At 51.8% G+C, this 26,656-nt stretch carries 26 protein-coding genes; 10 read left to right on the plus strand and 16 right to left on the minus strand.

All coding sequences use genetic code 11. The features are described from left to right. Nucleotides 1-435 precede the first annotated feature (435 nt). The 4 genes from E2980_RS05310 to E2980_RS05325 all read right to left on the minus strand — a co-directional run bounded on the left by E2980_RS05310 (nucleotide 436) and on the right by E2980_RS05325 (nucleotide 5,883). Entirely contained in the window at nucleotides 436-2,241 is a 1,806-nt protein-coding gene (locus tag E2980_RS05310; RefSeq protein WP_135151105.1) for a cache domain-containing sensor histidine kinase, read from the minus strand. Next, the gene (locus E2980_RS05315) at nucleotides 2,234-3,871 is read right to left on the minus strand and encodes a response regulator transcription factor (protein WP_135151106.1); all 1,638 of its coding nucleotides are present in this window, start codon (nucleotides 3,869-3,871) and stop codon (nucleotides 2,234-2,236) included. Before E2980_RS05315 ends, E2980_RS05310 begins: the two co-directional genes overlap by 8 nt. 100 nt (nucleotides 3,872-3,971) lie before the next feature. After that, the gene (locus E2980_RS05320; protein WP_135151107.1) at nucleotides 3,972-4,811 is read right to left on the minus strand and encodes an NAD-dependent epimerase/dehydratase family protein; all 840 of its coding nucleotides are present in this window, start codon (nucleotides 4,809-4,811) and stop codon (nucleotides 3,972-3,974) included. Between the two features lie 148 nt (nucleotides 4,812-4,959). Then, on the minus strand, nucleotides 4,960-5,883 hold the full coding sequence (locus E2980_RS05325; RefSeq protein WP_135151108.1) for an ArsR/SmtB family transcription factor: 924 nt from the start codon (nucleotides 5,881-5,883) through the stop codon (nucleotides 4,960-4,962). Nucleotides 5,884-6,028: 145 nt separating this feature from the next. Here E2980_RS05325 and E2980_RS05330 point away from each other — a divergent pair, with 145 nt between their 5' ends. Then, nucleotides 6,029-8,773 carry a glycoside hydrolase family 2 protein gene (locus E2980_RS05330; RefSeq protein ID WP_135151109.1) on the plus strand — a complete coding sequence of 915 codons (2,745 nt, stop codon included), beginning with the start codon at nucleotides 6,029-6,031 and terminating at the stop codon, nucleotides 8,771-8,773. Between the two features lie 272 nt (nucleotides 8,774-9,045). Here the strand turns inward: E2980_RS05330 and E2980_RS05335 are convergent, their stop codons facing one another. The 5 genes from E2980_RS05335 to E2980_RS05355 all read right to left on the minus strand — a co-directional run bounded on the left by E2980_RS05335 (nucleotide 9,046) and on the right by E2980_RS05355 (nucleotide 12,404). Continuing rightward, entirely contained in the window at nucleotides 9,046-9,300 is a 255-nt protein-coding gene (locus tag E2980_RS05335; protein WP_135151110.1) for a hypothetical protein, read from the minus strand. Between the two features lie 67 nt (nucleotides 9,301-9,367). After that, nucleotides 9,368-10,141 carry a TPM domain-containing protein gene (locus E2980_RS05340; protein WP_167746986.1) on the minus strand — a complete coding sequence of 258 codons (774 nt, stop codon included), beginning with the start codon at nucleotides 10,139-10,141 and terminating at the stop codon, nucleotides 9,368-9,370. A 17-nt stretch (nucleotides 10,142-10,158) separates the two neighbouring features. Continuing rightward, a complete protein-coding gene (locus E2980_RS05345; RefSeq protein ID WP_135151112.1) occupies nucleotides 10,159-10,722 on the minus strand; it encodes a LemA family protein in 564 nt (187 codons plus the stop codon). 69 nt (nucleotides 10,723-10,791) lie between these two features. Next, the gene (locus E2980_RS05350) at nucleotides 10,792-11,361 is read right to left on the minus strand and encodes a beta-class carbonic anhydrase (RefSeq protein ID WP_135151113.1); all 570 of its coding nucleotides are present in this window, start codon (nucleotides 11,359-11,361) and stop codon (nucleotides 10,792-10,794) included. Nucleotides 11,362-11,480: 119 nt separating this feature from the next. Next, entirely contained in the window at nucleotides 11,481-12,404 is a 924-nt protein-coding gene (locus tag E2980_RS05355; RefSeq protein WP_135151114.1) for a S66 peptidase family protein, read from the minus strand. Nucleotides 12,405-12,555: 151 nt separating this feature from the next. Between E2980_RS05355 and E2980_RS05360 the strand changes: the two genes are divergently transcribed. Further along, nucleotides 12,556-13,422, plus strand: coding sequence for a VOC family protein (locus tag E2980_RS05360; RefSeq protein ID WP_135151115.1), 867 nt, complete (start codon nucleotides 12,556-12,558; stop codon nucleotides 13,420-13,422). A gap of 87 nt (nucleotides 13,423-13,509) precedes the next feature. Here E2980_RS05360 and E2980_RS24070 read toward each other — a convergent pair whose 3' ends face one another. Continuing rightward, nucleotides 13,510-13,647 carry a hypothetical protein gene (locus E2980_RS24070; protein WP_167746987.1) on the minus strand — a complete coding sequence of 46 codons (138 nt, stop codon included), beginning with the start codon at nucleotides 13,645-13,647 and terminating at the stop codon, nucleotides 13,510-13,512. 369 nt (nucleotides 13,648-14,016) lie between these two features. Between E2980_RS24070 and E2980_RS05365 the strand changes: the two genes are divergently transcribed. The 6 genes from E2980_RS05365 (at nucleotide 14,017) to E2980_RS05380 (ending at nucleotide 17,459) form a co-directional block, all read left to right on the plus strand. Next, nucleotides 14,017-14,535, plus strand: coding sequence for a DUF3231 family protein (locus tag E2980_RS05365; RefSeq protein ID WP_135151116.1), 519 nt, complete (start codon nucleotides 14,017-14,019; stop codon nucleotides 14,533-14,535). Between the two features lie 21 nt (nucleotides 14,536-14,556). Further along, nucleotides 14,557-14,706: a hypothetical protein gene (locus tag E2980_RS24075; protein WP_167746988.1), complete on the plus strand. Its 150-nt coding sequence runs from the start codon at nucleotides 14,557-14,559 to the stop codon at nucleotides 14,704-14,706. Between the two features lie 25 nt (nucleotides 14,707-14,731). Then, nucleotides 14,732-14,881, plus strand: coding sequence for a hypothetical protein (locus tag E2980_RS24080; protein ID WP_167746989.1), 150 nt, complete (start codon nucleotides 14,732-14,734; stop codon nucleotides 14,879-14,881). A 108-nt stretch (nucleotides 14,882-14,989) separates the two neighbouring features. Beyond that, nucleotides 14,990-15,706: an ABC transporter ATP-binding protein gene (locus E2980_RS05370; protein WP_135151117.1), complete on the plus strand. Its 717-nt coding sequence runs from the start codon at nucleotides 14,990-14,992 to the stop codon at nucleotides 15,704-15,706. Continuing rightward, nucleotides 15,693-17,054, plus strand: a complete 1,362-nt coding sequence (locus E2980_RS05375; protein ID WP_135151118.1) for an ABC transporter permease — start codon at nucleotides 15,693-15,695, stop codon at nucleotides 17,052-17,054. Before E2980_RS05370 ends, E2980_RS05375 begins: the two co-directional genes overlap by 14 nt. A 6-nt stretch (nucleotides 17,055-17,060) precedes the next feature. Continuing rightward, nucleotides 17,061-17,459 (plus strand): hypothetical protein, encoded by a 399-nt coding sequence (locus tag E2980_RS05380; protein WP_135151119.1) that lies wholly within the window; start codon nucleotides 17,061-17,063, stop codon nucleotides 17,457-17,459. A gap of 57 nt (nucleotides 17,460-17,516) precedes the next feature. Here E2980_RS05380 and E2980_RS05385 read toward each other — a convergent pair whose 3' ends face one another. From E2980_RS05385 to E2980_RS05410, 6 genes are all read right to left on the minus strand, one after another. Next, complete coding sequence (locus E2980_RS05385; protein WP_420808608.1) at nucleotides 17,517-18,746, minus strand: MFS transporter; 1,230 nt, start codon at nucleotides 18,744-18,746, stop codon at nucleotides 17,517-17,519. A 62-nt stretch (nucleotides 18,747-18,808) separates the two neighbouring features. Then, complete coding sequence (locus tag E2980_RS05390) at nucleotides 18,809-19,792, minus strand: ABC transporter ATP-binding protein (protein ID WP_135151120.1); 984 nt, start codon at nucleotides 19,790-19,792, stop codon at nucleotides 18,809-18,811. A 19-nt stretch (nucleotides 19,793-19,811) separates the two neighbouring features. Continuing rightward, nucleotides 19,812-20,594, minus strand: a complete 783-nt coding sequence (locus tag E2980_RS05395) for an ABC transporter permease (RefSeq protein WP_135151121.1) — start codon at nucleotides 20,592-20,594, stop codon at nucleotides 19,812-19,814. After that, nucleotides 20,591-21,379, minus strand: a complete 789-nt coding sequence (locus E2980_RS05400; protein ID WP_135151219.1) for an ABC transporter permease — start codon at nucleotides 21,377-21,379, stop codon at nucleotides 20,591-20,593. The genes E2980_RS05395 and E2980_RS05400 overlap by 4 nt, the downstream gene beginning before the upstream one ends. Before the next feature lie 17 nt (nucleotides 21,380-21,396). Then, nucleotides 21,397-22,587: a serine hydrolase domain-containing protein gene (locus E2980_RS05405; RefSeq protein WP_135151122.1), complete on the minus strand. Its 1,191-nt coding sequence runs from the start codon at nucleotides 22,585-22,587 to the stop codon at nucleotides 21,397-21,399. A gap of 16 nt (nucleotides 22,588-22,603) precedes the next feature. After that, entirely contained in the window at nucleotides 22,604-23,752 is a 1,149-nt protein-coding gene (locus E2980_RS05410; protein ID WP_135151123.1) for a serine hydrolase domain-containing protein, read from the minus strand. 611 nt (nucleotides 23,753-24,363) lie between these two features. On the opposite strand from E2980_RS05410, the gene E2980_RS05415 reads away from it, so the two are divergent. Both E2980_RS05415 and E2980_RS05425 read left to right on the plus strand, forming a co-directional pair. Further along, nucleotides 24,364-25,368, plus strand: a complete 1,005-nt coding sequence (locus E2980_RS05415; RefSeq protein ID WP_135151124.1) for a YpdA family putative bacillithiol disulfide reductase — start codon at nucleotides 24,364-24,366, stop codon at nucleotides 25,366-25,368. Nucleotides 25,369-25,461: 93 nt separating this feature from the next. Continuing rightward, a complete protein-coding gene (locus E2980_RS05425; protein ID WP_167746990.1) occupies nucleotides 25,462-26,640 on the plus strand; it encodes a WD40/YVTN/BNR-like repeat-containing protein in 1,179 nt (392 codons plus the stop codon). The last annotated feature ends 16 nt before the right edge of the window (nucleotides 26,641-26,656 follow it).

Raw genomic sequence — 26,656 nt, forward strand, 5'->3', positions numbered from 1 at the left:
CTTGGCGAGGGTTAGCGTGAATGTTCGGTGAGGCGAGGGCAGTTTTTTGCCTTGGCGAGGGTTCGGGCGGATGTTCGGGTGCGGTGAGGGCAGTTTTTTTGCCTTGGCGAGGGTTCGGGCGGATATTCGGGTGCGGTGAGGGTAGTTATTTAGCCTTGGCGAGGGTTCGGGTGGTGTTGGAGTACAGTGAAGGCAGTTTATTAGCCTTGGCGATAGTTGGGGTGGATGTTTAGGTGCGGCGAGGGCAGTTTATTAGCCTTGGCGAGGGTTGGGGCGGATGTTCGGGTGCGGTGAGGGCAGTTTTTTTGCCTTGGCGAGGGTTCGGGCGGATATTCGGGTGCGGTGAGGGTAGTTATTTAGCCTTGGCGAGGGACTGCCCTCCTCGGTCCCTAAAGACCGAAAGAAACAGCCCCTTTCCATAAACATAACTCTTGGTTAAGCCCCCTCTTTCCCCCTCGCCTCTTCTTCCCCGGCGGAATCCAAGACCGGATGCCGGATCGTGATTTTCGTCCCTAAACCTTCTCCGGTTTCGATGAGCAGCTTGTAATGGTTTCCGAAATAGAGCTTAAGCCGATCGTTTACGTTTCGAAGACCGACTCCTTGCCGCCTGGTTCCTCCTCTGCTTGCATTCTCGGAGTCGAGCTGCGTCAGAACCGTCTGGGGAATGCCTTTGCCGTTATCCGTAATATCGATGACGATATCCCCGTCTTCCACGTACCCGGATAAGATGACTTTTCCCTTCTCGAAATTATCCCTAATGCTATGTTGGATCGCATTTTCCACCAAAGGCTGCAGCAACAGCCTCATGAAAGGAAGAGCCAGCACCTCGTCGTCGAAAAAGTAAAGAACCCTGAGCGGCATCCCCATGCGCGCCTGTTCGATTTGCACATAAGCCTTCACCTGTTCGACCTCCCGGCCGACCGTCGTAATGTCCTTGCCTTGGTTCAAGCTTAACCGAAGAAGGTTGCCCAACGCGGACACCATTTCCCCGATGTCCGTGCGCCCATGGTTTTCGGCTTTCCACCGAATCGATTCCAGCGTATTGTACAGGAAATGCGGATTAATCTGGTGGCTCAAGACTTGGAACTCCAGCTCCTTCTTGTTTCTCTCGGACCTCGACTTTTGCTCGATCAACCCTTCTATTTTCTTCGTCATGCTACCGAACCCGCGGTAAAGCCACCCAATCTCGTCTTTACGCCCGGATAGGGGCACCTGATATTCGAAATCTCCCTCCTCGAGCTTCCTCATTAGGCGGACAAGCCGAACGACAGGGTGGGTGAAATTAAGCGTGATGTAGATGACAACCAATACGGAGCAGACAAGATACACGGCAAGGAAAAGAATCAGCAGCCGGTTCATCGCCTTCATGGGATGCGTCAACGTATGCAGCGGAGTCAGGCTGACGATGGTCCAGGGCTCGCTGTCCATTTTCACGTAAGTGATCAGCATGTTGTCGCCGTCCATCTCGAGCGTCTCCGCGCCTTGGGGGGAATTCTCGCGTATTTGCAGATATTTCTTAGACGGGATGATCGCGCCGGTCCATTCGTTATCGAACGAATCGAACAATACGTTCCCGTCCTGCCCTACGACGAGGAATTTCTGTCCGACCATGCTCTCCGAAGGGGAGAAAAATCGCTTAAGATGGTCCTCCGCCAAATCCGTTACGACCAACCCCCGAGGCTCCCGGTCATAAAGCCCCGTGAACCTCTTGACATAAGAAAGCAAAGGTCTCCCGTAGAGACCTTTTTTCGGCATCGATAAATGCCAAGTAGGAACGACGCTTGCCTTCGCAGTCCGGAACCATTCCTCTTCGCCGATTTGCGACGGCAGTCCCATCGTATTCATGTAAGTCGGATAGAGGGAAGGATCGAGCGGATAAACGCGTACCCTCAACGCGTCGATTTGCGGCATCTTCGCGTATACCAATCCCAGCATGTTCACCGCAAAGATCTCTTCCTCGTCGCCGTTGCTTGGCTCATGCTCCAACCAATCCTGCACAGACTTGTTTCCGATCACGTTGTTGATTTGATCGTTAAGCTGTCCGAGATACGTCTCGAAGTTCATCTTGGCTTGCTGCAAATAACTCATCGAGAACGTCGCGTTCGCGTTCTTGATCCCTTCGATCGATTTCATGTACGAGTAATAAGCGAAAATAATGAACGGAACGATCGTAATGGCAAAGAAAATCAAAATCATCTTGTTGCGGAACGAGGACGCCAGCCCCAAGGAAATCTTAATCATCAACGATTCCCCTTTGCTTCCTGAACTCTTTGGGCGTTAGTCCGGACTGCTTCTTAAAGAGCTTCGTGAAATGGACGGGATCCTTGTATCCCACTTGATATGAGATCTGGTAAATTTTGTGCCGCACGTCTCCTAGCATTTCCTTTGCCTTCGTGATTCGCACGTCCGTTAAATATTCGAGAAAGGTCATCCTTTTTTCCTTCTTGAAGAGCTTGCTTAACCAAACCGGCGTTACGTGAACTTCGTCTGCCACGGCTTGAAGGGAAAGGTTATCCGAGTACCTCTTGCGAATCATTTTCTCCGCTTCCAGCACGATCTGACCCGGAGACGCCGCAAGCTTGCGGAAATCCGATGCCATGTCCAGCAAGTACAGCTCAACCTTCGCCCTTAGCGACTGCAAATTATCGAACTGCTCCAATTGCTCCCAGATGGAGATCGGATTCCGTTCCCAGCTTCTGTTCGGCCATCCCGCCGCGGAAGCGCCCCGGAAAATTCCCATCAACCATTTGAAACTTTGCTGATGGATGTCCTTGAGGCTGCACAGCCCCCAAGCCTGAACCATCTCTACGAATTTATCCATGGAAGACCTTATATCTTCGTCCGAACCGTACCTCACGAGATCGAGAACCTCATTTGGCTCCATCAGCGATAGCTCCGTCCGCTCGCCGTCGAACTCGAAACCATGCTCCGTAAATATTCGATTTCCTCCGTACACGACCTTTTGGTCCAGCAGCTCTCCCGTATCCAGGAACATCTCGTGTACGCGCTGCAACTCACGCTGTTCCGTGCAAATTCCAATGCTTGCCTTCACCTTCACGAATTCATTGATTCTCCGGAGGCTGATCTGGGCTAACGACTTGCTTAAGGCGAGCTGATCTTGCTGCCTGCAGCTAAGGACGGCTACCCAGCGGGAATGGGAATCGTTAAATAGCGCAAACGGAAAAGGAAACTCTTCGGTAAGCGTTTGGTTAACAACATTCCCGATTCCGAACAGGACAAGCTCCTTCTCGTTCAAGTAACCTCTCTGATTCGTGATCGCCTTGAGGTCGTCAACCTCGACGATCATGAGCAGGATCGGCTGCTGCGTCATCCAATCGAGCTTCAACGCCTGCAACCGATGCGCGATCCGCGTCTCGCGATAAGGATCGTACTCGTGCTCTATGATCTCGCGAAGCAATTCTTCGCGTAATTTCGGGACCGCTAGCTGGTTTTGGTTTTTGAGCTGTACTTGATTGAGTTTATCCATTCTATCGCGAAGGATTTGGTCGGTCGCTTTGCATATGATGCGCCCAAGCTCTTCCGTATTGATCGGCTTAAGGATATAATCCATCGCCCCGAGCTGCATGGCCTGCTTGACCAACTCGAAATCATCGTATCCGCTAATAACGACGGCTTTCCAAGGATAATCGTCCACGCGGCACAACGCACCGAGAAATTCCAGCCCGGACATTCTGCTCATTTTAATGTCGGTTACGATTAGATCCGGCTTCTTCTCGAGAGCGATCGCAATCGCGGTGTCCCCGTCACCCGCGGCGAATACTTCGTCGATCCCGTACTCGCCCCAAGGAATTCGTTTACGCAAGCCTTCCCGAATCTCGAACTCGTCGTCAACGATAAGCGCGCGCAACATACCATCATTCCTCCTGCCGTCTTGGAAAGAAATCGCTTACAAGAATAATCATAACCGAATCCGGTTTAAGATTGTACGGGGGCAATCTTAAACTTTTTGGTTATTCTTTAATCTGCTCCCATGAGAACTCCGGCTTCCATTCCAGAATATTTTTGGCGAGCTCGTTGCTTACGAGCGCTTCCCTTCCGGAAAACGTCCGGCGTTGATCCGTGATTTCGGGGTAGAACTCGGCCAATAATCGTTCGGTAGGCCGATCGCTAAGCGTATCGTCGCTCGTTATATTCAATGTACGGTGGCCGCCAGCTTCGCTGCGAAGCGAAGCTATACAAGCCTGGACGGCGTCCCTGATGTCGATATAGCTCCATAGAATGCGCTTGTAGTTCTCTGGTTTGCTTATGGAGGAAAGCGAATACTCCTTCGGCGTCAAGATCAAGGAGAATCTCAAAGAGAAAATTTGCATACCCGTACGGCGATGGAACATTTCTCCCGTTTGCTCTCCAACGATCTTGGACAAACCGTAGCACTCCTGCGGCAATGCCGGATGCTTCTCGTTCACGGGCACGTAGTTCGGCGAGAAAGGCTTGGGCGCCCAACAGAAGCCGTACGCGGATTCGCTGGATCCGGTCACGACTTTCTTAATGCCGAGAATGGATGCCGCTTCCAGTACATGAAAGGTTGAACTGACGTTGTTCGCGAATATGTAATCGTTCGTATATCCTAGCGGAGCCGGAATCGCGGCCAAGTGTATGACGGCATCCGCTCCGTTGATCGCTCCGACGACTTGCCCGAAATCGGATAAATTAACTTTGATCTGCTTGCATTTTAGTTTGTCCGACGTCTTCTCGTCCAAAGATACGACTCGAAAGCCTTGACGAACAAGCTCCTCGACGACCCACACTCCCAATTTCCCGCTGCCGCCCGTGACCGCGATCGTTTGCATGACGCAATCCCCTCTCTTGCCGAATCTCATTGCGCTTTTATCATAATTCCGGAAGTCATCATGAACAAGGGGACGATATTAAATAAACAAGTCGGATATTAGCCATTATTTAAAAAAGAGCCCGAAGGCTCTCCTCAGTTAGGTTAGATTAGGTTTGATGGACGAAAGTCAGCTTAAGACCCTGCGGATAATCTCCGAAATGCTCCCCGAACAAGTTGAGCCCCCTAACGTTGGCCGCATCCTCCCGAACGCCGATGCGGACGACGACCGGCCGGCTAAAATGCAGGTCCAACTCCTTCAATGACACGGCAGAAGACGCTTGATCGTTAACGCTGCTTCCCTCGGGGCCGACCTTCCATTCCGTTATTTTCCCGTATTGCGTCATTCCGAGCCATCGGCTTGGCGTGAGCACACCTTTGCGGTCTCCGAAGTCGCTTGGACTCGTCCACTCTCCGACAAGGCTCCTGTTAATCCATACAGCAATGTCCGAAGGCCATTCCATGTGAAATCCAGGCGCCTCCGAGCAAAGCTCCGCGCTGAAGCGCAATTCCTTAAGCTCGACCCCGGGCGGAACCGGGTTGGGAAAATAATACTCCACGTAACCCGAACCTCCGAACCAAAGCAGCTCCGCGCTCCCTCTCTGGGGATCATAGAATACCCTAGGATCGTCCGGGCAGCCGATCATGTCATCCGGACCTAGCAAACCGCATGGAGAATCTACCTTGCAAGACGTATACATCCCGATCGCCATATGAATTTCTTCTGCGCCGTGAAGGCCTTCTCCCGGCTTCATCGGAAGGTCGAACACGATCGTGTCATAGGTTCGATAACAGATCTTCTCCCGGTTAACGCCCTGCTTCGATTCGACCAAGCCGGCGGACTCGAGCACCTGCACGTTAATGGTGACGGTCGGCTGTGCCACGCCCAATTCTTCTGCCAGCTGGGAGATGCTCATCTCCCGATCGCCGAGCGCTTCTATGATTCTGAGCCGCAAATCTCCCGCCAACGCCTTGGCGGTCTCCTGCACATTCATCTTCGCTATTCTTTTGATATTTTCCGGTACTCCGTTCATCCATTGCCCTCTCCATTCGCTAACCCAATTATTCTATTATATCAGGTATATGAAATTCATAAACAATATTGCGTTAATCATATACATATTATATTATAACTATAATAATCATTATGATTACACTATATACGAAGGATGTGTCGAGATGGCTCTTACAGGCAGCGCTTCACCAACGGTTACGATCCCAAGGCCGGAACACCCCCGACCGGATTGGCAACGCTCCAGATGGATGAACCTGAACGGAGAATGGGACTTCAGGTTCGATTTCGACGACGAAGGTCAATCGGAACGGTGGCAGAACGGAGAATCATCCATAGCCGGCGCGAAGATCAACGTTCCCTTCTCTTGGGTAAGCCCGCTATCGGGAATCGGCGAGAACCGGAAGGGCATCGCTTGGTATAGCCGTAACGTGAAATACAATGAAATCGTTTCCGGAGAAAAGCTGTTCCTGCATTTCGGGGCGGTAGATTACAGCACGATCGTTTGGGTGAATGGCCAGCAGGTCGGTACCCATACCGGAGGCTACGGCGCATTCTCCTTCGACGTCACGAATGTATGGAAAGCCGATGCCGACAATCGGATCGTCGTTCGCGCGGAGGATCAGGATCATGCCTATCAAACGCGCGGCAAGCAGGGTTACGGCGAAACCCGCGGCATCTGGCAGACGGTTTGGTTGGAAACTAGGTCGCCAAACTATATCGAAGCTGCGCGTTTCATCACGAAACTGGACGGCACGATCGAGATTACGGGCACTGTTCAAGCAAGCGGAGCAGCGGATGCGACGTTAAGCTTCGAGTTTGACGGAGGACGCGTACGGCATGCAGCCGCGCTTCGGCTGACAGCAGGCGGCAACTCGTTTAGCGTTACTTTCCAAGTCGAGGGGCCTCGTCATTGGAGTCCCGAAGATCCGTTCCTGTATGAAGGAACGATCACTCTGAAGGCGAACGGCTCATCGGATTCGATCGCAACTTATTTCGGAATTCGCGAGATCGGCTCCGGCCGGTTCGATGGCAAAAGCTATCGCTGGATTACGCTGAACGGTAAGCCGGTTTACTTAAGCGGAACGCTGGATCAAGCCTTCTATCCGGTCGGGCATTTTACCGCGCCTTCCGACGAAGAGCTTCAGGATGAAATCTGGCGACTCAAGAGATTGAACCTCAATTTCGTTCGCATCCATATTAAACCCGAAGAACCCAGAAAGCTGTATTGGGCCGACAAGCTTGGCATCTTGGTCATGGAAGACATGCCTTGCTTCTGGGGCGAGCCGGATGAAACCGCGCGCACTGCGTATGAAGCGGAAGCCCGGGAAATCCTTAATCGCGATTACAATCATCCGTCCATTATCTCTTGGGTCGTTTTTAACGAAACATGGGGATTATTCACCACCCGCGACGAAGTAAGGAGTTTCCTCCCCGAAACGCAGGAATGGGTCCGACAGACTTATCGTTGGGCCAAGTCGGAAGATCCGACGCGTTTGGTCGAGGATAACTCCCCATGTAACTGGGATCACGTGGAATCTGATTTGAATACCTGGCATTTCTATAAAAACGGCTACAAGATTCTGCGCGAGCATGTTCAAGAGGTGGTGGATAAAACGTTCCCGGGCTCCGATTTCAACTACATCGGAGGCAATGTGCAATCCGACGCCCCGCTTATGAACAGCGAATGCGGCGCGGTGTGGGGAATCGAAGGCAGCGCTGGGGACAGCGACCTCGCTTGGCAATACCGCTACATGATTAACGAATTGCGTCGCCATGACAAAATGTGCGGATTCATCTTTACGGAATTCCACGATGTCGTCAACGAATACAATGGGTACTACCGTATCGACGGTTCGGATAAGGACTTCGGCTATGATGCATTCGTTCCGGGCATGTCGGTCGCGGACCTACACTCTCCCGATTTCATCGTCATCGACGCGCCCCCTTGCGAAACGGTAAAAGTCGGACAGCAAGTCGAGATCGCCTTGCTGCGTTCCAGCTATTCCGATCGCTATCACGGGCAGTCCTTGCAATTGGAATGGGAGCTATGGCACGATCAATTCGGCAGCAAAGTCGTGACCGCGCAAGGGTCGCAATCTATCGTTTGGGGTGGATATGGCGTCGTTGCATTGGATGCCGTAAAAGTAAACATGCCGGCACTCGACTCGGTAGCCGTGTTCGCGGTCGCTTTACGGGACGGACAAGGAAAAGCGATTACCCGCAATTTTATTACTTTCGACGTTCGCAGCGGGGATTCCAACGGCTCTTACGATCTTGAAGGCCAATGGTTATCGGTGCCTGTCCATCAATATTCGCGCCAAGAATGGTCGTACGCATGGCATGCGCTGAACGATAACAAGATTAACGGCGGCTCGGAAGGTTTCGTGGAATACGAAATCAAGCTGCCCGCCGAGGCTGTCTCTAACCCACTAAGCAACCTTGAGATCGTCTTCGAAGCAGGCGCTAAAGTCATTCTGGTTAAAGATAGGGAAAAATCGGTCGAGAAAGCGATCGATCTGGATTTCATGAGCGGCTACACGCCCGATCCGGAGTTAAACCCGAGCACCTACTATATGACGGACGACAACAAGAAGCCGTCCCGAGCCACAGTATCGATCAACGGCGAGTTGGTTGACACTCTTAATCTGCTAGACGATCCGGCGGATAGCCGCGGCGTGCTGTCCTGGCATTATCAACAGAGGGATACCAAACTCGAGGAAGCCGGATCTTACGGTTATTTGTATAAGGTTTCGGTACCTAGCCGACTGATACCGTCCATTACCCGCGCGGGCGGATTCAACCTGCGGCTTGAAGTGGGCGATGAAATCCCGGCGCTAACGGGCGGACTTGCGCTATATGGTCGCAATGCGGGCCGTTATCCGATCGACCTACTCGTTCGATACTGGTAAGCTGTAATAAAGGGGACCGTTGGAAATTGACGGTCCTCTTTTTTGCACGTCCTCCCACGCTATCCACTCCAACCGGCACTTTTGGCGAAATAAGCGTTTCTGGCGCGGGTATTTGGTTGGCGGGAGGTACTTTTGGCGAAATAAGCGTTCCTGGCGCGGGTATTTAGTTGGTAGGAGGTACTTCCGGCGAAATAAGCGTTCCTGGCGCGGGTATTTAGTTGGTCGGAGACACCATCCTTCGATTTTAAACGGCATAGCCGCTCTATTTCCCCTCAAAGTACCTCGTACGTCGATTTAAAGCGGCGCAGCCGCTCTATTTCCGCCCAAAGTACCTCATCCGTCGATTTAAAGCGGCGCAGCCGCTCTATTTCCGCCCAAAGTACCTCATCCGTCGATTTAAAGCGGCGCAGCCGCTCTATTTCCGCCCAAAGTACCTCATCCATCGATTTAAAGCGGCGCAGCCGCTCTATTTCCGCCCAAAGTACCTCATCCGTCGATTTAAAGCGGCGCAGCCGCTCTATTTCCACCTAAAGTACCTCATCCGTCGATTCATAGGATTCGGACTCATATTGGTCTTCTTTTATCTCGTATTCTTTATCTGCTTGCTCCGCCGCCTCCGGAAGAACCGCCGCCGCCTCTGCCGCCGCCGCGGAAACCTCCTCCTCCCGAGCCGCCCCTTCTTCCAAGCAAATTGATTATGGAGAAGGTAATCATGCCGCCCGTAAACTTGAAATCAAGGAAGATAAGAAAAGCGACGCCCAGCCCCAGCAGCACCTTTATATAGCCTGGCATGCCGGCGAAAAAACCGCCGCCGCTATTCCCGTCAAGAGGAGGCATGCCTTCCTCCGCGATTCCCGACGCATCCAAGCCGTATTCCGCTGCGACCTCGTTCACGATCGCGCTTTGTGTTTGGGAAAACGCGAGATCAAGCTGGCCTGCGTCCCTGTTCGGGACGAAATATTGATCCAAGATGGCCCCGGCTTTACCGTCCGTTATGCGCCCCTCGAGCCCATAACCAACCTCGATTCGCACATGCCGGTCGGATGCAGAGTATAGCAACAGTACGCCATCGTTCCGTTCCTTGTCGCCGAGCCCCAGCTCCCGGAATTTCGAAACGGCGAAATCCTCGAGAGTTCGATCGTTCAACGAACTTACCGTGACTACGCCAACCTGTGCCGTTCCGGTTTTGTCATGAAGCCATAGGGCACGGCCGTAAAGCGCCGCTTTCGTCTGCGCGGAGATGACGTTGGCTTCATCCTGAACGTAAACGCCGTAGCGGGTATCTCCCTGTGCCAATGCGTTTCCTGCAGTTATAGGCAGGATCATGAGAAACAGGGCCGCGAGCAGGACCATCCATCTAGCGTTCAACCTTAGCCTTGCCATGATCAGAACTGTACGTCAGGCACGGTTTCCGCGCCCGGTGCCGCTTTGAAGAGGTCCTTCTTCTCGAAACCGAACATGGACGCGTAGATCGCGGCCGGAAACTTTTTGATTCTTGTATTATAGTTCGTTACGGAGTTGTTGTAGTCTTGGCGCGCGACCGCGATTCGGTTCTCCGTTCCGGAAAGCTCATCCATTAGCCGAGTAAATTGCGCGTCCGCCTTAAGATTCGGATAATTCTCGACGATAACCAGCAATCTGTTAAGCGCACCCTCCAGTTCGGCGTTCGCGTCCGCTTTTTCCGCAGTCGTACCCGCGCCGGCCAACTTGCTTCGTGCGTCCGCGATCGATTGGAATACCTCTTTCTCGTGAGCCGCGTATCCCTTGACCGTTTTGACCAGATTGGGGATCACGTCCTCGCGTCGCTGAAGCTGCGTGTCGATCTGCGCCGCCTTATTGTCCACTGCCGTTTCCGACGACACTAAAGCGTTATAGGATCCTACGGCCGAGAAAATCACGATCAATACGATCGCGCCGACCACTAGCCATGTAATCATTGAACGTTTCATACTCTTTCCTCCATCATTGCTTCGGCTTCATAATCTACTGAGTTCATTATCCTATTATGCCCAATTGAATCAGGTTGCGGTGCCGTAACCATCGCATATCAACTCAAGTCTTCCCGTTTCGGGATGCATGATGAAGCCATGTACGGGAATGAAGGACGGAACAAGCGGATGTTTGCGGATCATCTCGATGCTATGCCGAACGCCGTCTTCCGGACAATCGAAGCCCTTCAAGAAACGATCCATGCGGATGCCCGAGTTCTCCAGGGTGGAGATCACCTCGTCCGATATCCCGTTTTTCTTGAACTTTTCCACCAACGACGCCGAATCGAGCTGAGTCATTCCGCAGCCGTGATGCCCGATAACGAGCACCTCCTGCACGCCCATCTCGTGTATGCTGATCAGAATGCTCCGCATGGCGCTGCCGAACGGCTGAGTCAAGATCGCGCCTGCGTTTTTGATGATTTTGGCATCCCCGTTTCGCAAGTTTAGCGCTTTGGGCAGAAGCTCTACCAGACGTGTATCCATGCAAGTTAAGATGGCGACCTTCTTCTCCGGAAACCTGTCCGTTAAATATTTCTCGTATTTTCTCTGCTCTACGAATTGTTGATTATACTCCAGAATGTCGCTAACGATAGACAATATCCATTCCCACCTTCCATTTTTCCAATACTGCAACGCAATCAAAAGAGACCGCGTGTTGTCTCCTCAAGTGTAAATCATTTAATTGGATTTTCAAAATAACATGGCATACGCACACGTCAATATCGTACCGCCGGTTCAAGTAACGCAATCGTTCCGTTAGCGGCGTTCAAATTCGCGAGAGCGCCGATAGGTATGGCCGCTTTGTACAAACCGTGTCCCGAGGCAAGATTGGTGATCAACGGTTTACCCAGCGGCACGATGAAGTCGTCGATGAGATCGTCGTAAGTTTGACCGTAAGCTTCCGTGCATCCGGTGCATTCGCCCATGATGATTCCTCGGCAATCCCTGAATTTACCCGCGAGCTTCAGTTGCTCCACGTATCGATACACGGTATTCACCGGCTCATGGACTTCCTCGAGAAATAGGACTTTCCCTCTCGTATCGATTTCGAACGGCGTTCCTAGCGAACCTACTAACGAAGTCAGGTTTCCGCCGACGATCGGTCCGCTTACGATGCCCGGTACTCGGCCTATAAGCGGTTTTCCAGGCGGATTGTTGATGCTTCGAGGAACGATAATGGAAGAAGTCGCGTTAAAAAACCGTTCGAAGTTATAGGGAGGCGTCTCCGGTTTGAAATCAATAAGCAAGAGGCTGTGAAGGGTGACGATGTCCGAGAATTGCGCGAGAACGTTCAACAACACGGTGATATCGCTGTACCCGCTTATAATCTTGGGGTTCCGGCGAATATAATCGTAATCCAAATAAGGCAATATCCCTGCAACGCCTACTCCTCCGCGCGAAGGCAAGATCAGCCTTACGTTCGGATTCGCGAACATGGCCATTAAATCCTTCGCCCGCTCTTGATCGGTTCCGGCAAGATATCCGTTCTCCGCATACACGTAACGTCCCAATATCACGTTAAGCCCCATCGATCTTAAATACGCAACCCGCGCATTGATCGTTTCGGCCGCAAGAGGGCTGCCTAGCGTTACGATTCCGACCGTGTCGCCTTGCTGCAGTGCCAACGGTTTACTGGCCATCCGAATGCCTCCCCCCGAAAATGCTCGTTATTGTAATGGTATGAGCACGGAAGAGTGGATAGGCTAACAATATTATAATTTACTTTCTATAGTAAAATTTGTATAGTTACTTATACCAAGTAAGTAGAAATTCATTAAGGAGGAATTTAAAATGTCCCAATCTATACATGCGGATACCGTCCTAGGTCTGCTTAAACTTAAGGTGAGCGATCTGGAACGTTCGGTTAAATTCTACAGGGAAGTAGTCGGTTTTCAAGTGCTGAGCCAGGAGGGGCAAATCGCCAGATTAACCGTTGACGGGAAAAACACCTTCCTCATACTCGAGGAGATCCCGAATGCCGCCGCCGCACCTAGAAGATCAGTTGCAGGATTGTACCACTTCGCCATTCTCGTACCTACCCGAGAACAGCTCGGGCTATCTTTGCGTAAGCTAATCGAGTCGGGCATCCCTGTCGGACAGGGCGATCATTTGGTAAGCGAGGCTCTTTATATTGCGGATCCGGACCATAACGGTATCGAGATCTATCGCGATCGCCCTCGATCGGAGTGGAGGAAGGACGTGAAAGGAAATTACGTCATGGCCTCCGACCCCGTCGATATCGAAGGACTCCTGCAGCTTGCGGGAGATAAACCTTGGACGGGATTATCCGCGGGAACCATTCTCGGGCATATCCATCTGCACGTAAGCGAGCTGCCTAAGTCTAGGGCGTTCTATTGCGATATTCTCGGATTCGACATGGCAGCGGACGCCTCCGAAATGATGGGCGCTTATTTCATCTCCGCCGGCGGCTACCACCACCATATCGGGATGAATATCTGGGCGGGCATCGGAGCGCCCCTACCTCCGGCGAACAGTACTGGACTTGATTTCTACACGATCGTACTGCCTACCGTCGCCGAATTGGAGCTTACGCTAGGCAGAATCAAGGATGCCGGAATTTCCTTGATCGAGCAGGAAGGAATCTGGCTCGTGAAAGATCCCTCGGGCATTGAGATCAGACTGACTTCGGCAGCTTGAATCTATGTCTTAATCTAAAAAGACTTGCAGAAACTTCTCTCAACAGTAATGAGAAGTTCAGCAAGTCTTTTTTATAGTTATTCTAACTTATGAAGCAGCGGAAGGTTCCGCCGTTTCCGTTTCGGTTTCCGTAGTCGGTTTCTCGCCGCCGAAGCCCCGATCCTTACCTCCGCCATGATGACGGAATTCGCCGAAACCATTGCCATTGACGATTTTCTCGGCCATAACGGCAACCCTCCGCCAGATGCTTGTCCGCTTGCTCTTGAGTCAGCTTGCCGTCTTTCACGGCTTGGTCGATGCTGCTCTCTGAACGTTTGCTGAATGTTATTCCCGAACCCTGGAAAATCTATAAAGCGTCCATTTCTTCAAGGTGGTGAGTTAGATGGCAGTAACATTCCCAGAAATAAAACCAGCAAGACAGCCGCAACGATGCGTAGATTGTTACTGGGGAAGTTGGAACGGAAACCGACAGTTTTGTTCAAAACCTAAGTGCATTAAAAGATGATCAATACATATCAAATTGGAACATCGAATAGGCAGCACGTTGGCGGGCACAATACAGTCGATTCAACTATAAAGGAGGAATTTTTTTTCGTGGGAATTCTGAGCGGTAATCCGAAAGACGAACCTTTGCACTATGGCGAGATTTTTAATGTATGGAACTTTTCTCTGGCATCCAAAGGCGCTGTCTCCTGTTATCAGTCCTACCTTAACCATGCCGGCGACAAAGATTTAAAGCAGCTAATTAAAGACTTGATCGATGAGGCGAAGCATGAGGAAAAAGAATGCGATAAGCTGCTTAACGATAATGGTATTATTCCGGCACCGGCATTACCCGATAAACCGAAAGCAAATTTAGAGGATATCCCCGTTGGAGCAAGATTTAGCGATCCGGAAATCGCGGCGGCGATATCCATGGATAATTCGATCGGACTTGTTACCTGCAGCCAAGTGATGAGCTCTTCTATACGTGAAGATGTCGCAGCCCTTTTTGCCAAATACCATATCGCAAAGACAGCATTGGGCGTCCGGTTACTGGAAATGAATAAGGGCAAGGGATGGCTGATCCCACCGCCGTTGCAGATTAAAACACCCGAGCTGGTAAATGCTTAAGTAATAAAAGGAGACCTACCATTGACCGATAACATTCCAAATGACGAGAACCAGACTTATGATGCACAAGTAGCCGATTTTGCCGCCGACATGTCCGATGACGATGAAATGCCCGATATTCTTCAAGAGATCGAACAGAACGAAGGGTATCAATCGATTTGCCGAGAATAACCACCAGAAATAGGAGGATATTCGCATGGTCCAAGAGAAAGCTCAGGAGCCCACGATCGCTCCGGGCATGGATACCCATAACGCCCTTGAAGCAGAAGCAACCGAAATAGAGAAGGAAAGCGGCGATACTACCGAAGTCACGCATCTCTATCTTGATCGAACACCAGAGGATTAGTCCTCTGGTGTTTTTTAGTTTAAATCTTAAGAAATTCTTCAGAAGTTATTTCCAAATAATTAATGAATGAGCCATTATAATGATGGTTAGAAGAACGGAGGAGTACCCATGATCGAAATGATTCAAGTGAACCATCAATTCGCCATCGGCAAAAAAGGCAAGGAAAGAGTCGTCCCCGTGCTCCACGACATCGATCTGCATGTAAAACAAGGCGAGATCGTCGCCATCGTAGGACGGAGCGGCTCAGGCAAATCCACACTGCTTAACCTCATGTCCGGATATATCAGGCCTACTTCCGGGACTATCCGCGTAGCAGATCAAGAAGTAACCTCCTTGAGCGAAGGGGAGTGGGCGAATTTCCGCTTGGCCCATCTAGGCTTCATGTTCCAGAGCTTCCAGCTCATCCCGAGCATGACCGCCTTCGAGAACGCGGAGCTGCCTCTCGTTCTTAAAGGAATCGGGGTCACCCAGCGCAAGAAACGCGTCATGGAACTCTTGGAGCAGGTCGGCGTGGCCGAATATGCCGGCCATTACCCGGGCGAATTGTCCGGCGGACAGCAGCAGCGGGTATCCGTAGCAAGATCGTTGATATTGAATCCGCCCATCGTGCTTGCGGACGAGCCTACCGGAAGCTTGGACAGCGACAACGAACGCCAATTGCTTTCCCTTATCCAGCATCTGAACCAGGATCGCGGGACGACGTTCGTCCTCATTACGCACGACGAGCAAGTGGCTTCCATCGCGCATAGAACGGTCTCGCTTAAAGACGGGTACCTATTGAACGCCGATAAGAAAGAAGGAATATTCGCGCATGAAATTCACTGACCAATTCCGATTCGTCCGGCAGAACATGAAGAAGAATAAAACCCGGCTTTTCATGACGGTATTAGCAACGGCAATGGGATGTACGTTCCTTATCGTCCTGGCTTCCGTCGGATTCGGATTGCAGAAGAGTATCGTGGACCAAATGGTGGTAGACCGAATGGTTACGGCTATCGATATATACGGCATAGAATCGGAGAACGAGGTTGATCGGGTCATCGGCGCGAAGAACATCGAGTACCTGCGCTCTGTCGACCATGTCAAAGCGGTCACTTACCGCAACTACGTACAGCAGCCGCTAAATCCTACAGTTGATGGAGCAGCGGCTAGTAGTAACGGAACCGTTAATGTCGATTTCGATGCCGAAACCAAAGCCGGATTCGGGTTAAGCTCGGGACGTCTTCCGCAGAAGCCGGATGAGGTAGTCATCGGTTTCAACATTCGCGAGACGCGCGAAGGCGCGAGCGAAGGAGAAGGAAACAAACCGAAGGCCGATACACCTCCAGCGAAAGAGTGGCTGGGCAAAGTCATGAGCCTGCAGGTTCGTCAGCTTGCGGAAGACGGCACCGAACAGACTGCGACGATACCGGTTACGATTGTCGGAATTAGCGAAAAGCCGAGCCGAGAATGGGAAACGGATACCTTTGTCTATATCGGCAACGAAATCTTGACCCGGATAGAGAGCTTCACCCAAACTCAGTGGGGAGCCATGCTCCTACCCGCGGACAAAGACAATCCCGATTCCGCAAATGGCAATCAACCTCTTGGACTCCAGGACCCGCGCCAATACAATTCCGTTCAAGCCATTGCCGACGGCGCCAACCACGTGAAGGGCATTGCCGAGGAAATACGCGAGAAAGGCTACTACAGCCACTCCATCGCGAACGAGCTGAAGCAGGTTAACCTGGTCTTCCTTATTATGAAAATCGGGCTAGGATTCGTCGGTACCATTGCGGTACTAATCGCTTCCATCGGCATTTTCAACACGATGACGATGGCCGTTACGGAACGCGCCCAGGATATCGGCATCATGAAGGCTATCGGAGCCCACCCTTCCACGATTCGGCGCATTTTCCTGCTGGAAAGCAGCATGATCGGATTGCTCGGCGCAATCATCGGTACCGCCGTCGCATACGTCATCTCTATTGCCGTCAATATCGGGCTTCCGCTAGTCATCGAAGGTTTCATGGAAGAGAGGGTTCCCGAAGATTTCATTTTCTCCTTGATCCCGCCTTACTTGGCCGCAATCGCATTCCTGATCTCCCTTGGCGTTGCTTTGCTGTCCGGATCACGCCCGGCTAAACGGGCTACGCGCATCGATGTCCTTCGCGCGCTGAGAAGGGACATTTAAACGGTCATGAGAATCTCTCGTAGATATTGGCTATCCGTCGCTTTATTGATCGTGCTGCTTATTTTTTTCTACCAATGGGTGAAGAACTTAACGGAAATTTATCCTGCAGGGCGGTTCTCCGTCACGATAAGCAACAAGTCGGACTATGATCTCGTGAGCGTGGAAACAGGGATCGTATCGGGAGCTTCCAAAGATCTATACGATAAGAAGATCAACGCCGGCGCGAAAGCGAAAATCAAACCCGAGCTGCGGTTAACCGGAGAAGGCGCCATCTACCTCAAATATACCGATTCCAGAGGGGATACTAAGGAAGCCGTCGTTTGCGGATATACGGAATCGCTATCCGGACGTTCGATGGTAACCGTCTACAATGATCGGGTAGACGTTGAGCAAAATTGCATGTGACCGGAACGAAAAACCCTGCAGACTGCCATTTGGCAACCTACAGGGTTTTTCGAATTATTACTTAGCCCTGTCGGATGGAAGCATGAGAGCGAAGAGTCCGACTAGCGGCAAGAAGCTGCAGAATAGCATGACGTCCGGCAAACCAAATACGTCTGCGGCTTTACCCAACGCAACCCCGCCGATGGCTCCCATTCCGAAAGCCAACCCCGTCGTTAAACCCGAGGCCATCCCAACGTTGGCGGGCATGAGGAACTGCGCATACACGACGCTCACCGAGAAGCCCGACAAGACGACGAAGCCGAGCACCGTTATAACCGGATATACCCAGAACAAAGGGAGGTGCGGGAGAATGAGCGCGATCGGGGCAGCGCCCCCTATGGAAAAGACGATCATGTTTTTAAGCCCGAACCGATCTGCCAGCACCCCGCCGAAATACGTTCCGAGCACGCCCGCCGCGAGAAACAGAAATACCGGAATCTGCGCTTGCTGGGTTGTCAAGCCGTAGTGCTCCTTCAGGAAAAATTGATAGAAGCTGCTGATCCCCGCATGGTACCAAGAACGGGCGAATACGAGGAACACGAGCATTCCCATCGCGAATTTCACGCGAGGATGACTCATTTTTTCGATCAACGTCGAGCCGGCCTTGCCTGCAGCCGACACCTTGCGCGTCTCTTCCCACTCCGCGAGCTTGCGTTTGTACCATGGCAGCAGCCCTAGCAGGACGGCAATTGCGAATCCCGCGAACAACGTCCCCCAGATGGCGCCGAATTGACCGAGGGGTACGAAGATGAACACCGTCATGAGCGGGGCTAGCGAGCTTCCCGCATTCCCGCCGACCTGGTAGACCGATTGGGCGAAGCCGCGCTTGCCCCCGGCCGCGAAATACACCACCCTTGAGCCCTCGGGGTGGAAGATCGCCGAACCCAGCCCGATGAACACGACTGCGATCAACAGATACCAGAATTGCGGTGCGAAGGCTATGCCCACCATTCCGATGAGGCTTAACCCCATCCCGATCGGCAGCATACTCGGCCTCGACCGTCGGTCCGAATACGCGCCGACAACGGGCTGCATCACCGATGATGTCATGTTAAGCATGAAGCCGATCCACCCGACTTGTACCAACGATAAATTCAGCGATTCTTCCAGAATCGTATACAGCGCCGGCACGACAGCCTGCATGGAATCATTCAGCATATGTACCAGGCTTATGGTAAAAAGAACGGGCAATACGGCTTTGGTTCCCGGATCCGAAGCCGCTGATTTCGATCCTGCAAATGATGCCAAGACGGTCCCTCCGATGCGATAACACTTATGAACTCCAAGTTTAGAAGGGGAACGCTATGAAGTCAAGGCAACTTTGCAGAACCGATATATAATTCTTTCATAACGACTTCTATAGGCAACGGTTCAATAGACATATCGCGAATGCCGTAGGTTTCGTTGAAATAACGGATAAAGCCTTTAAGCGGCGTAATCTCCAGATCGATCTCGAGCTCCGCTTCCGATTCGTGAATTCTCTTTATCATTGCAACGCCAGGCATAGGCATATCGGGAAGCGGAATATCGGTCGTCACGCGGACCGCCTTTTTCTCCCCTAGCCTGCCCCTTAATACATTCAGTCCGTCATCGAATACGATCTCTCCCTGGTTAATGACGATAACCCTTTCCGCAAGCATCTCCACATCGTCCAAATCATGAGTCGTCAGAATGAAGGTTACTCCTTGGCGGTTCATATCCCGAATGAAGTCCCGAACATTTTCCTTGGCGATAACATCAAGTCCAATCGTTGGTTCATCCAGAAATACAAGCTCCGGACCGTGCAGCATCGCCATGATGAATTCGCACTTCATCCGTTCGCCCAGCGAAAGCTGGCGGGTCGGCTTTCGCATGACGTCGCCGACTTCCAGCAGCGTCGTTAAGCGGTCAAGCGTTCGAATATAGTCCCGATCCGGGACTCCGTAAATCGCTTTATTCATATAGAAGGCATCGACGGGAGGAATGTCCCAGAGCAATTGGGATTTCTGCCCGAACACCGCCCCGATGCGCTTGACATACTCGCTGCGCTGTTTCCAGGGAGTCAGCCCCAAAGCTTTGACTTCCCCGGATGTGGGATGCAATACGCCGGTTAGCATTTTAAGAGTCGTCGACTTTCCCGCGCCATTCGGCCCAAGGAAAGCAACCATCTCCCCCTGCCCTACGGAGAAGGAAATCTCTTTGACTGCTTGAACCTCTTTCATCGGCCTGCGGATTAAGTTAGCCGTTATTTCCCGCAAGCTGTGTCCCCGTTCATGGGTCATGTAGGTTTTCGAAAGATTACTGACTTCGATCATAGGCGACCTCTCTCACTCCTCATCCGCCAGCGCTCGTATAGCCTCGCAACATCCGATGCCAATAGGCGATACCTGCGGCTATAAACAGCGCAGCTGCAGCTGCCGCGCCTAACGTTCCCCACCCAGTGCGGCCTAGCAGTGCCGAAGCCGGTACGAAAGCAATGATGCCTACCGGTATGACATAGGTCAACAGCTGTTGGAAGGATTTCGCGTAAATCGTGCCCGGGTACATTCCGAAGCTCGTAATAGAATCAAATATGTCATACACCCGGCTGCTCCCTACCCAACGAAACAGTAGGCCGGACAAAAAAAGCGAAAATGCACACAATACGGCCAATGAAGCTGCGAATAGAGCTGCAAAATGGATCCATCCGTTAAACGTCGGCGTGGGCAATCCCGATAGCGCATAACCGAAAAGCACTCCTCCGCTAAGCAGCCTGCCGAAATCCTCTGGATCCAGACCGTTTAGCATGGTCATGAATAAAGCGGGACGAGGTTTAAGCAGCAGTAGATCGAATGTGCCCTCCCGAACTAAGGACAACGTGCTGCTGACCATTCCGAAGAATAGAGGGAATGCGATTCCTTTGGCAAGCCCGAATACTCCTTGAATAAGAAGGGCCTCGTGCATGGACCAGCCTGGAAAGGAAGCACCCGAGCGATAGACAAGAAGCGTAATCATCGGAACGAGCAAATCACCCGCGATCAACAGGATTACGCTCAGGAAGAAATGGCTTCGGTATGCCATCTGTTCGGCAACTTTCGTTCGGAGCACGGAAGCTATGCAAGCCCATACCCCCTTCATACTCCCACCCCCGTGAAGCGCCTCATCGCGGAACGATAAAGCGCCAGCATCAGGAACGCCATAATCGCCGTAGCGCCTGCTTGCAGCGCAACTAAAGCCGGGATTCCGATAGAATAACCGGCTAATTCATAATGACCAATGAAAACCCTGGTAGGCACGTAGGTAATAAATTGAAAGGGAAGGAAAAATAACGCTTTCTGCGTCCATTCCGGAAAAAAGGTCAGGGGTACGAACAGTCCGGCGCTAATGTCCTTGAGCAGCAAAAACACCCTTCGCACGCCCTCCGCGCGAACAAGCCAGAAGGCGGTTAATCCGACGCAATAATTAACCATGAAATTCATTAAAAAGCTGAGCGATACGGAAAGCAAGGCCCACCACGGCAGCGTAGGCCAAAGTTTGATCCCGAAGATAAACAGAAAAATCAGCGAGACGGGAACAAACTCGATAAGAAAGCCCAGGGACCGATGACCGAGCTTTTGCGCCAAAGCGAATAGCCAATGCGGTATGGGCCGCAGCGCGAAAGTAACGAACTTCCCCGAACGCACGAGCATTTGCAAATTCCAATCCGCAAAATCGAACGTTAGGTAATTGATGACCGCCGCGATGCCGAAGTAAGAAAGCATTTGCTCCAGCGTAAAGCCGTTTAAGGAAGTCGTTCCTTGAAAAACAGCGCTCCATATGAAAAATTGCACCAAAAAATAAACGGGTCCGACAAGGAGCGATACCGCCATATGCGAGCGGTAGGCTGCCCACTCCTTGTAGGTAGCAAAGCCGATCGCTCTCATGGAAACAAGTATTCCGTTCACTGCCAACCGGACCAAATCAGCTGTTGAGGATGGATGATCGATTCCGGCACCCAATCCAAATTAGTAGGTACGAAATAGACGATGACGGCGTTAAGCTTTGGATCGATCATGAGTTTACAACGACCTGCCCCCTCGTGGCCGTAAGAACCCTCGGACATCCATTCATTCTCCGCCACCACTCCCGGACCCATGCCATAGGACAGGGCAGAAATTTTGGAACCCCAATGATAAGCGAACAATTGCCGTCCTTCGAAATGGTTCCGGGTCATCCGTTCTATCGATTTACGAGAAAGCACGCGTCGGCCGTTATAGCTCCCGTCGTTCAACAGCATTTGACCGAACCTGAACAAATCCCCTAGCGTAGAGTACAGCCCTCCGCCCGTTCTTGGCGGCTCATATGTTCTATCCCGTTTGACCATCCGGGATTCATCCCAATCGTTGGTTACGCATACTTCTCCTTGGAGCTCTTCCGGAACGTCAAAGAATGTACGGGTCATCCCGAGCGGCTCCGCAATGCGCTCTATTACGTATTGCTCGAAGTGAAGGCCGCTCGCTCGCGTTACGATTTCGCCTACTAAAGCATACCCGGCAGAGCAATAGTTCCAACTCTCCCCAGGCTTGCACACCGGCTTCATGGATAAAATAGCGCGAATCCATGCCGATTTGCGAAGCTTTAGCAGTTCTTCCTCATCCTTTACGGCATGAGGTCCCTCCGTCTCCGGATCAAAGGCGAATCTAACGTCCCAATGGCCGAAAGGGTTAGGTTCGGTATAATAGCCGGGGTCCGGCCACAGCCCGGAAGTATGCGTAAGCAAGTGCCAGATTTGGATTTTCTCGAACATCGGGTGTTTGAATTCTTCGATCCATTCGGCCACCGGCTGCCGCAAGTACAGTTTTCCTTGCTCGACCAGTTGAAATATAGCCGTTGCCCCGAACAGCTTCGAAATGGAGGCGATTCTGCGAATGGTATCCGTAAGCATGGGAGATTCATTGTTCTCCCTATATGATCGGCTTCCGAAAGCGTTGCTTGCGAAAATCCGACCGTCTTTAGCCAGCAAATAGGATGCGGCCTGCACTTTATTATCTTGAACTAACTTCCTGAAATGGTCTTCCAGACTAGCAAGTGCCTCGGGACGATAAGAGGCCTCCTGCAGCGTCGAGGTTTGTATTGTCTCGGTTACAGTCATTCTTAGTCTCCTCCTCTTATAATCCCGACCACACGATCGCTTTGGGAACCTGTACGGACTCTGCGGTATAACCCCGCTTGCTTGGCACGAAGAACGCGAAGACTAGCTGCTCCGCCGGATCGACATAAAGACCGCTGTGACCGAATCCTTCATGGCTGAAGGTGCCCGGCGAGCATAGGTCGAAGTCATCGATCGATAGGCCTAGCCCGAACCGGAAATCAGGTTCGTCGCTTCCCCAGCCCTGCATTCGAACGCCGGTCAGATGATTTCTCGTCATCATTTCCACCGCGCGTGCAGAGATAATGTGTACGCCGTCCAACGTTCCTCCTTGAAGCATCATTTGGCCCAAGCGCAACAAATCCGCCAGCGTGGAATATAAGCCGTTTCCGGCTTTGGGAGGCTCGTCGGAATCAAACTCTGCAGCCGATAATCTTTTCTCTTCCCAGGGGCCGGTAACGCAAGTCTCATCTCTCCATTCCGGAGGAACATGGAAGAAGGAATGTTCCATCCCCAGCGGAGACAAGATTTCTTTCTCAATATATTGATGATAGGCTGTGCCTGAAACGCGAGCGATGATTTCTCCAAGAATGGCATAACCAGCCGTCGAATAATGCCACTCCTTGCCGGGCTCAGCCATGACGGGGCCTGTTAATAAGAGCTGAATCCAATCGCTCGCGGGATCGATTTTCTTCCTCTCCCGGTAAGCCCATTCGAACCAAGGCAATTGATGCGGCTCGAAATAATATCCTGGATCCGCTCGTAACCCCGATGTATGGGTTAATAAGTGAAAAATAGTAATATTGCGATGCATGGGAGTATCGAACTGCTTCAATAAACTGCTAATGGGCTGATGAAGATAAATCGCCCCACGCTCGCATAGCTGCATGATGGCTACCGCAGTAACCATTTTGGTAATGGAATACGTCTTGCGGATCGAACCCGGCAGCAAATCCGGGCTATTCTCATTGTGCGTGAGTTTACCCATCGCCGTATGAGCGAACACTTTGCCGTAACGCGATAGTGCATAAGAAGCTCCCTGAATCGTCTCTTTACCGATTAACGATTCATAGTGGCCGTTTAATCGCCGCAAGACGTCCGAGTCGAATCCCACTTCATCCGGATTAGCTTGCGTTCTCCCTTGATGTAACGCGATCGTCTCCATCATGACACTCCATAACCTCCTCGAATACATTGGTTAAATGTGGAAGAAATTTAAGAATGTCACTATTGTAAGCGATCACAAGTTCGAATGTCTATCTAAATTAATGCGTTTTCACGGAGTCATCGATATGGGGAAGGTAGCGTAATCAAAGCATGAGCTAAGATTAGACCTTTGTAATTTTCATTAGCGATAATTATCATCTTACTTTGAACGTCAACGAGGTTGAGAAGGGTGAATAACATTGATTTTCATCGCTTTTGGTGCAACTTTTCCCAGAACGGTCAATAACGCCACTCAACAGAGATGTTTTTCATCGTTTTTTGAACCCCAACGGGGTTGTGCTGAGTGAATAATAATGTTTTTCATCGCTTTTCTAATATTCTAGCGAGGAGCAGTCATTCCCATGGCGAGCATGAATCCCGTTAAAGTCCATTGCACCGAACTCAATGTCGTGTCAAAATGATCCGTAAGGATCTCAAGCGCAAGATTAATCGTGGCGGAAGCCTATATCTTGCTTAACAAAGCCTTGCTGACTTGCCGGACCAACATCGAATGGTGCAAATGGGTGCTCTCCATCATTCCGGCAGAGAACATTAGAATGGATGAACCCTCCTATGGAACAAATAAAACCTAACGTTGAGCGAGCCATCATCATAGGAGCCGGCCCTTGCGGCTTGTCCGCGGCGCTAGAGCTGCAAGCCATCGGGATCGAGCCGCTCCTCATCGAGAAAAATGCCGTCGTGCATTCTATCTACCAATACCCGACTTATATGCAGTTTTTCAGCACGTCCGAATTGCTGGAGATCGGCGGTATCCCTTTCACCACTCCGAACGACAAACCGACCCGTCGCGAAGCTTTGCAGTATTACCGCGATGTCGCGCTGCGTCGCAAACTCCGCATCCATGCTTACGAGAGCGCTGCTTCTATTTCCCGGCTGGAGAACGGCTCCTTTCGGGTTGAGACGGTCGATCGGTTTGGCTCTGCGGCAGCTTACGAAGCCCGCTTCGTTGTCGTTGCAACCGGCTACTTCGACCATCCTAATCTTCTTGGCATACCGGGAGAAGAGCTTTCAAAAGTAACCCACTTCTTCCAAGAGGCCCATCCGTATACGGGTATGAAAGTCGCGATTATCGGCGGCAACAATTCCGCGGTGGATGCGGCGATGGAGCTGCTTCGCGTAGGCGCGGACATCACCGTCGTCTATCGCGGAGACGATTATTCGCCAAGCATTAAACCCTGGGTGAAACCTTTATTCGCAAGCATGGTAGCCAAGGGCAAAATACGCATGCTTTTCTCTTCGCGAGTCATTCGGATCGATGAAAGCACCGTCACCGTTCAACCCTCCGATCCAACCCGTCCGTCTTACCGGCTGGACAATGATTTCGTGCTGGCTTTGACAGGCTTTCAGCCCGAGCGCACGTTGCTTACGGATGCCGGGGCGCATGTCGATGCCGAATCGACGATCCCGGAATTTAATCCGGAGACAATGGAGACGAACATTCCGGGACTCTTCATCGCGGGAGTCATCGCCGCCGGCCGTGAAGCGAACGAAATCTTCATCGAAAGCGGCCGCCATCATGGAACGTTGATCGCTCGGCGAATTCAGCAAATCGTCTGAAACAAAGCTAATCTCCTGATCGCCGCGCTGATTCTATTCGCTATCCTGCTCGTCGGTTGCTCGCAAGAAAACGGAAATGAGGCTAACCCGCCAATGGGTTCGGTTGCCGTGCCATCGGATATGCCCGCCACATCCTCAGCGGAGCCTTCTTCGGGTGCTTCGAATTCTCCGAATTCGCCAAGCGCCGAAGGCTCCGGGAACGCGGAAGAGGAACCGACCGCTACTCCTCCATCCCCATCGGATAGCATGGCTCCCCAAGGAAAGGTGACCGCCTTGCGGTTGGCGGATTTCAAGACCAGATGGGCCGGGGGCGAGGGTTGGATCGCCAGAACGGACGATAGCGGCAAGAGCTGGAAGTCTCAGCTAGAACATAAGCATATCGTTAATCAATTATTTGCACTGAACAACCTCGAAGTATGGGCGACGCTCGATATCGGCGACTCCAAACAACTTAAACTCCTCCACTCCGTTGACGGAGGTGCGAAATGGGCGGAAATCGGTTATGTCCCGAACTATAGCTTCCTTCATTTCGTTTCCTCCGAAGAGGGCTTCAGCGGAAACGCTCATACGAAGGACGGCGGGAAAACATGGTCCAAGCTCCCGCAGCCTGCAGTCATCGCCGGAGACGCATATTTTCATGACCGCAACAACGGCTGGGCAGTCACGCAAAACAAAGATAAGAACACTCTAGATATCGTACGTACGACTGACGGCGGAAAAACCTGGACAACGGTGCTGAAGCGGACAACGGCTGCTTCGGTGACCGGAACCGTCATTCGTTCCGCAGGCAAGAAGGATGCTTGGGTAGAGCTCATTGGCGACTCCGGCATGTCCCAAACTTCCTACTCCCTGTTCCACACCATGGACGGGGGGAAATCGTGGATACCCGTCTTGGCCAATAACCAAGCCGGATCGGGTCCCGCTCCGGGATACAAGACCGGTCAAGAATCCAAAGTTCCGAGCAATACCGGCTCCAGCCCCGGCGCTCTCTACGTCGTGAATCCCAAAGTCGCGTTCATGGGTGGACAATGCATGGCCTGTGATCTCCCCAACACGATGGGCAAGACGACGGACGGGGGCAAAACTTGGATCAACCTCTCCTCCAAGTTTCCGGGTTACGGAACTCAACTCATCGCGGCGGCGGATGCGGAGCATCTGTGGTGGATCAACACCGATAACGCGGAGCCATCCATCATATATACGTCGACGGATGGCGGGGAGCATTGGAAAGTCACGCATACCTTCGATAAGCCGCAGCCAACAACCGAGTAGCAGGCTTCATGAAAAC

Origin of the sequence: Cohnella luojiensis, assembly GCF_004564235.1 — a bacterium.
In the GTDB taxonomy this organism is placed as follows: Bacteria; Bacillota; Bacilli; order Paenibacillales; family Paenibacillaceae; genus Cohnella; species Cohnella luojiensis.

What these genes read in the sequence shown, in the direction of transcription:
- E2980_RS05375 (WP_135151118.1), top strand. Translation starts at nt 15,693, where the DNA reads ATGAAATTCACTGACCAATTCCGATTCGTCCGGCAGAACATGAAGAAG.
- E2980_RS05380 (WP_135151119.1), top strand. Translation starts at nt 17,061, where the DNA reads ATGAGAATCTCTCGTAGATATTGGCTATCCGTCGCTTTATTGATCGTG.
- E2980_RS05395 (WP_135151121.1), bottom strand. Translation starts at nt 20,594, where the DNA reads ATGAAGGGGGTATGGGCTTGCATAGCTTCCGTGCTCCGAACGAAAGTT.
- E2980_RS05400 (WP_135151219.1), bottom strand. Translation starts at nt 21,379, where the DNA reads ATGAGAGCGATCGGCTTTGCTACCTACAAGGAGTGGGCAGCCTACCGC.
- E2980_RS05405 (WP_135151122.1), bottom strand. Translation starts at nt 22,587, where the DNA reads ATGACTGTAACCGAGACAATACAAACCTCGACGCTGCAGGAGGCCTCT.
- E2980_RS05345 (WP_135151112.1), bottom strand. Translation starts at nt 10,722, where the DNA reads ATGAAACGTTCAATGATTACATGGCTAGTGGTCGGCGCGATCGTATTG.
- E2980_RS05360 (WP_135151115.1), top strand. Translation starts at nt 12,556, where the DNA reads ATGTCCCAATCTATACATGCGGATACCGTCCTAGGTCTGCTTAAACTT.
- E2980_RS24080 (WP_167746989.1), top strand. Translation starts at nt 14,732, where the DNA reads ATGGTCCAAGAGAAAGCTCAGGAGCCCACGATCGCTCCGGGCATGGAT.
- E2980_RS05370 (WP_135151117.1), top strand. Translation starts at nt 14,990, where the DNA reads ATGATCGAAATGATTCAAGTGAACCATCAATTCGCCATCGGCAAAAAA.
- E2980_RS05355 (WP_135151114.1), bottom strand. Translation starts at nt 12,404, where the DNA reads ATGGCCAGTAAACCGTTGGCACTGCAGCAAGGCGACACGGTCGGAATC.
- E2980_RS05415 (WP_135151124.1), top strand. Translation starts at nt 24,364, where the DNA reads ATGGAACAAATAAAACCTAACGTTGAGCGAGCCATCATCATAGGAGCC.
- E2980_RS05410 (WP_135151123.1), bottom strand. Translation starts at nt 23,752, where the DNA reads ATGATGGAGACGATCGCGTTACATCAAGGGAGAACGCAAGCTAATCCG.
- E2980_RS05330 (WP_135151109.1), top strand. Translation starts at nt 6,029, where the DNA reads ATGGCTCTTACAGGCAGCGCTTCACCAACGGTTACGATCCCAAGGCCG.
- E2980_RS05325 (WP_135151108.1), bottom strand. Translation starts at nt 5,883, where the DNA reads ATGAACGGAGTACCGGAAAATATCAAAAGAATAGCGAAGATGAATGTG.
- E2980_RS05320 (WP_135151107.1), bottom strand. Translation starts at nt 4,811, where the DNA reads ATGCAAACGATCGCGGTCACGGGCGGCAGCGGGAAATTGGGAGTGTGG.
- E2980_RS05390 (WP_135151120.1), bottom strand. Translation starts at nt 19,792, where the DNA reads ATGATCGAAGTCAGTAATCTTTCGAAAACCTACATGACCCATGAACGG.
- E2980_RS05315 (WP_135151106.1), bottom strand. Translation starts at nt 3,871, where the DNA reads ATGTTGCGCGCGCTTATCGTTGACGACGAGTTCGAGATTCGGGAAGGC.
- E2980_RS05425 (WP_167746990.1), top strand. Translation starts at nt 25,462, where the DNA reads ATGGGTTCGGTTGCCGTGCCATCGGATATGCCCGCCACATCCTCAGCG.
- E2980_RS05310 (WP_135151105.1), bottom strand. Translation starts at nt 2,241, where the DNA reads ATGATTAAGATTTCCTTGGGGCTGGCGTCCTCGTTCCGCAACAAGATG.
- E2980_RS24070 (WP_167746987.1), bottom strand. Translation starts at nt 13,647, where the DNA reads ATGGCCGAGAAAATCGTCAATGGCAATGGTTTCGGCGAATTCCGTCAT.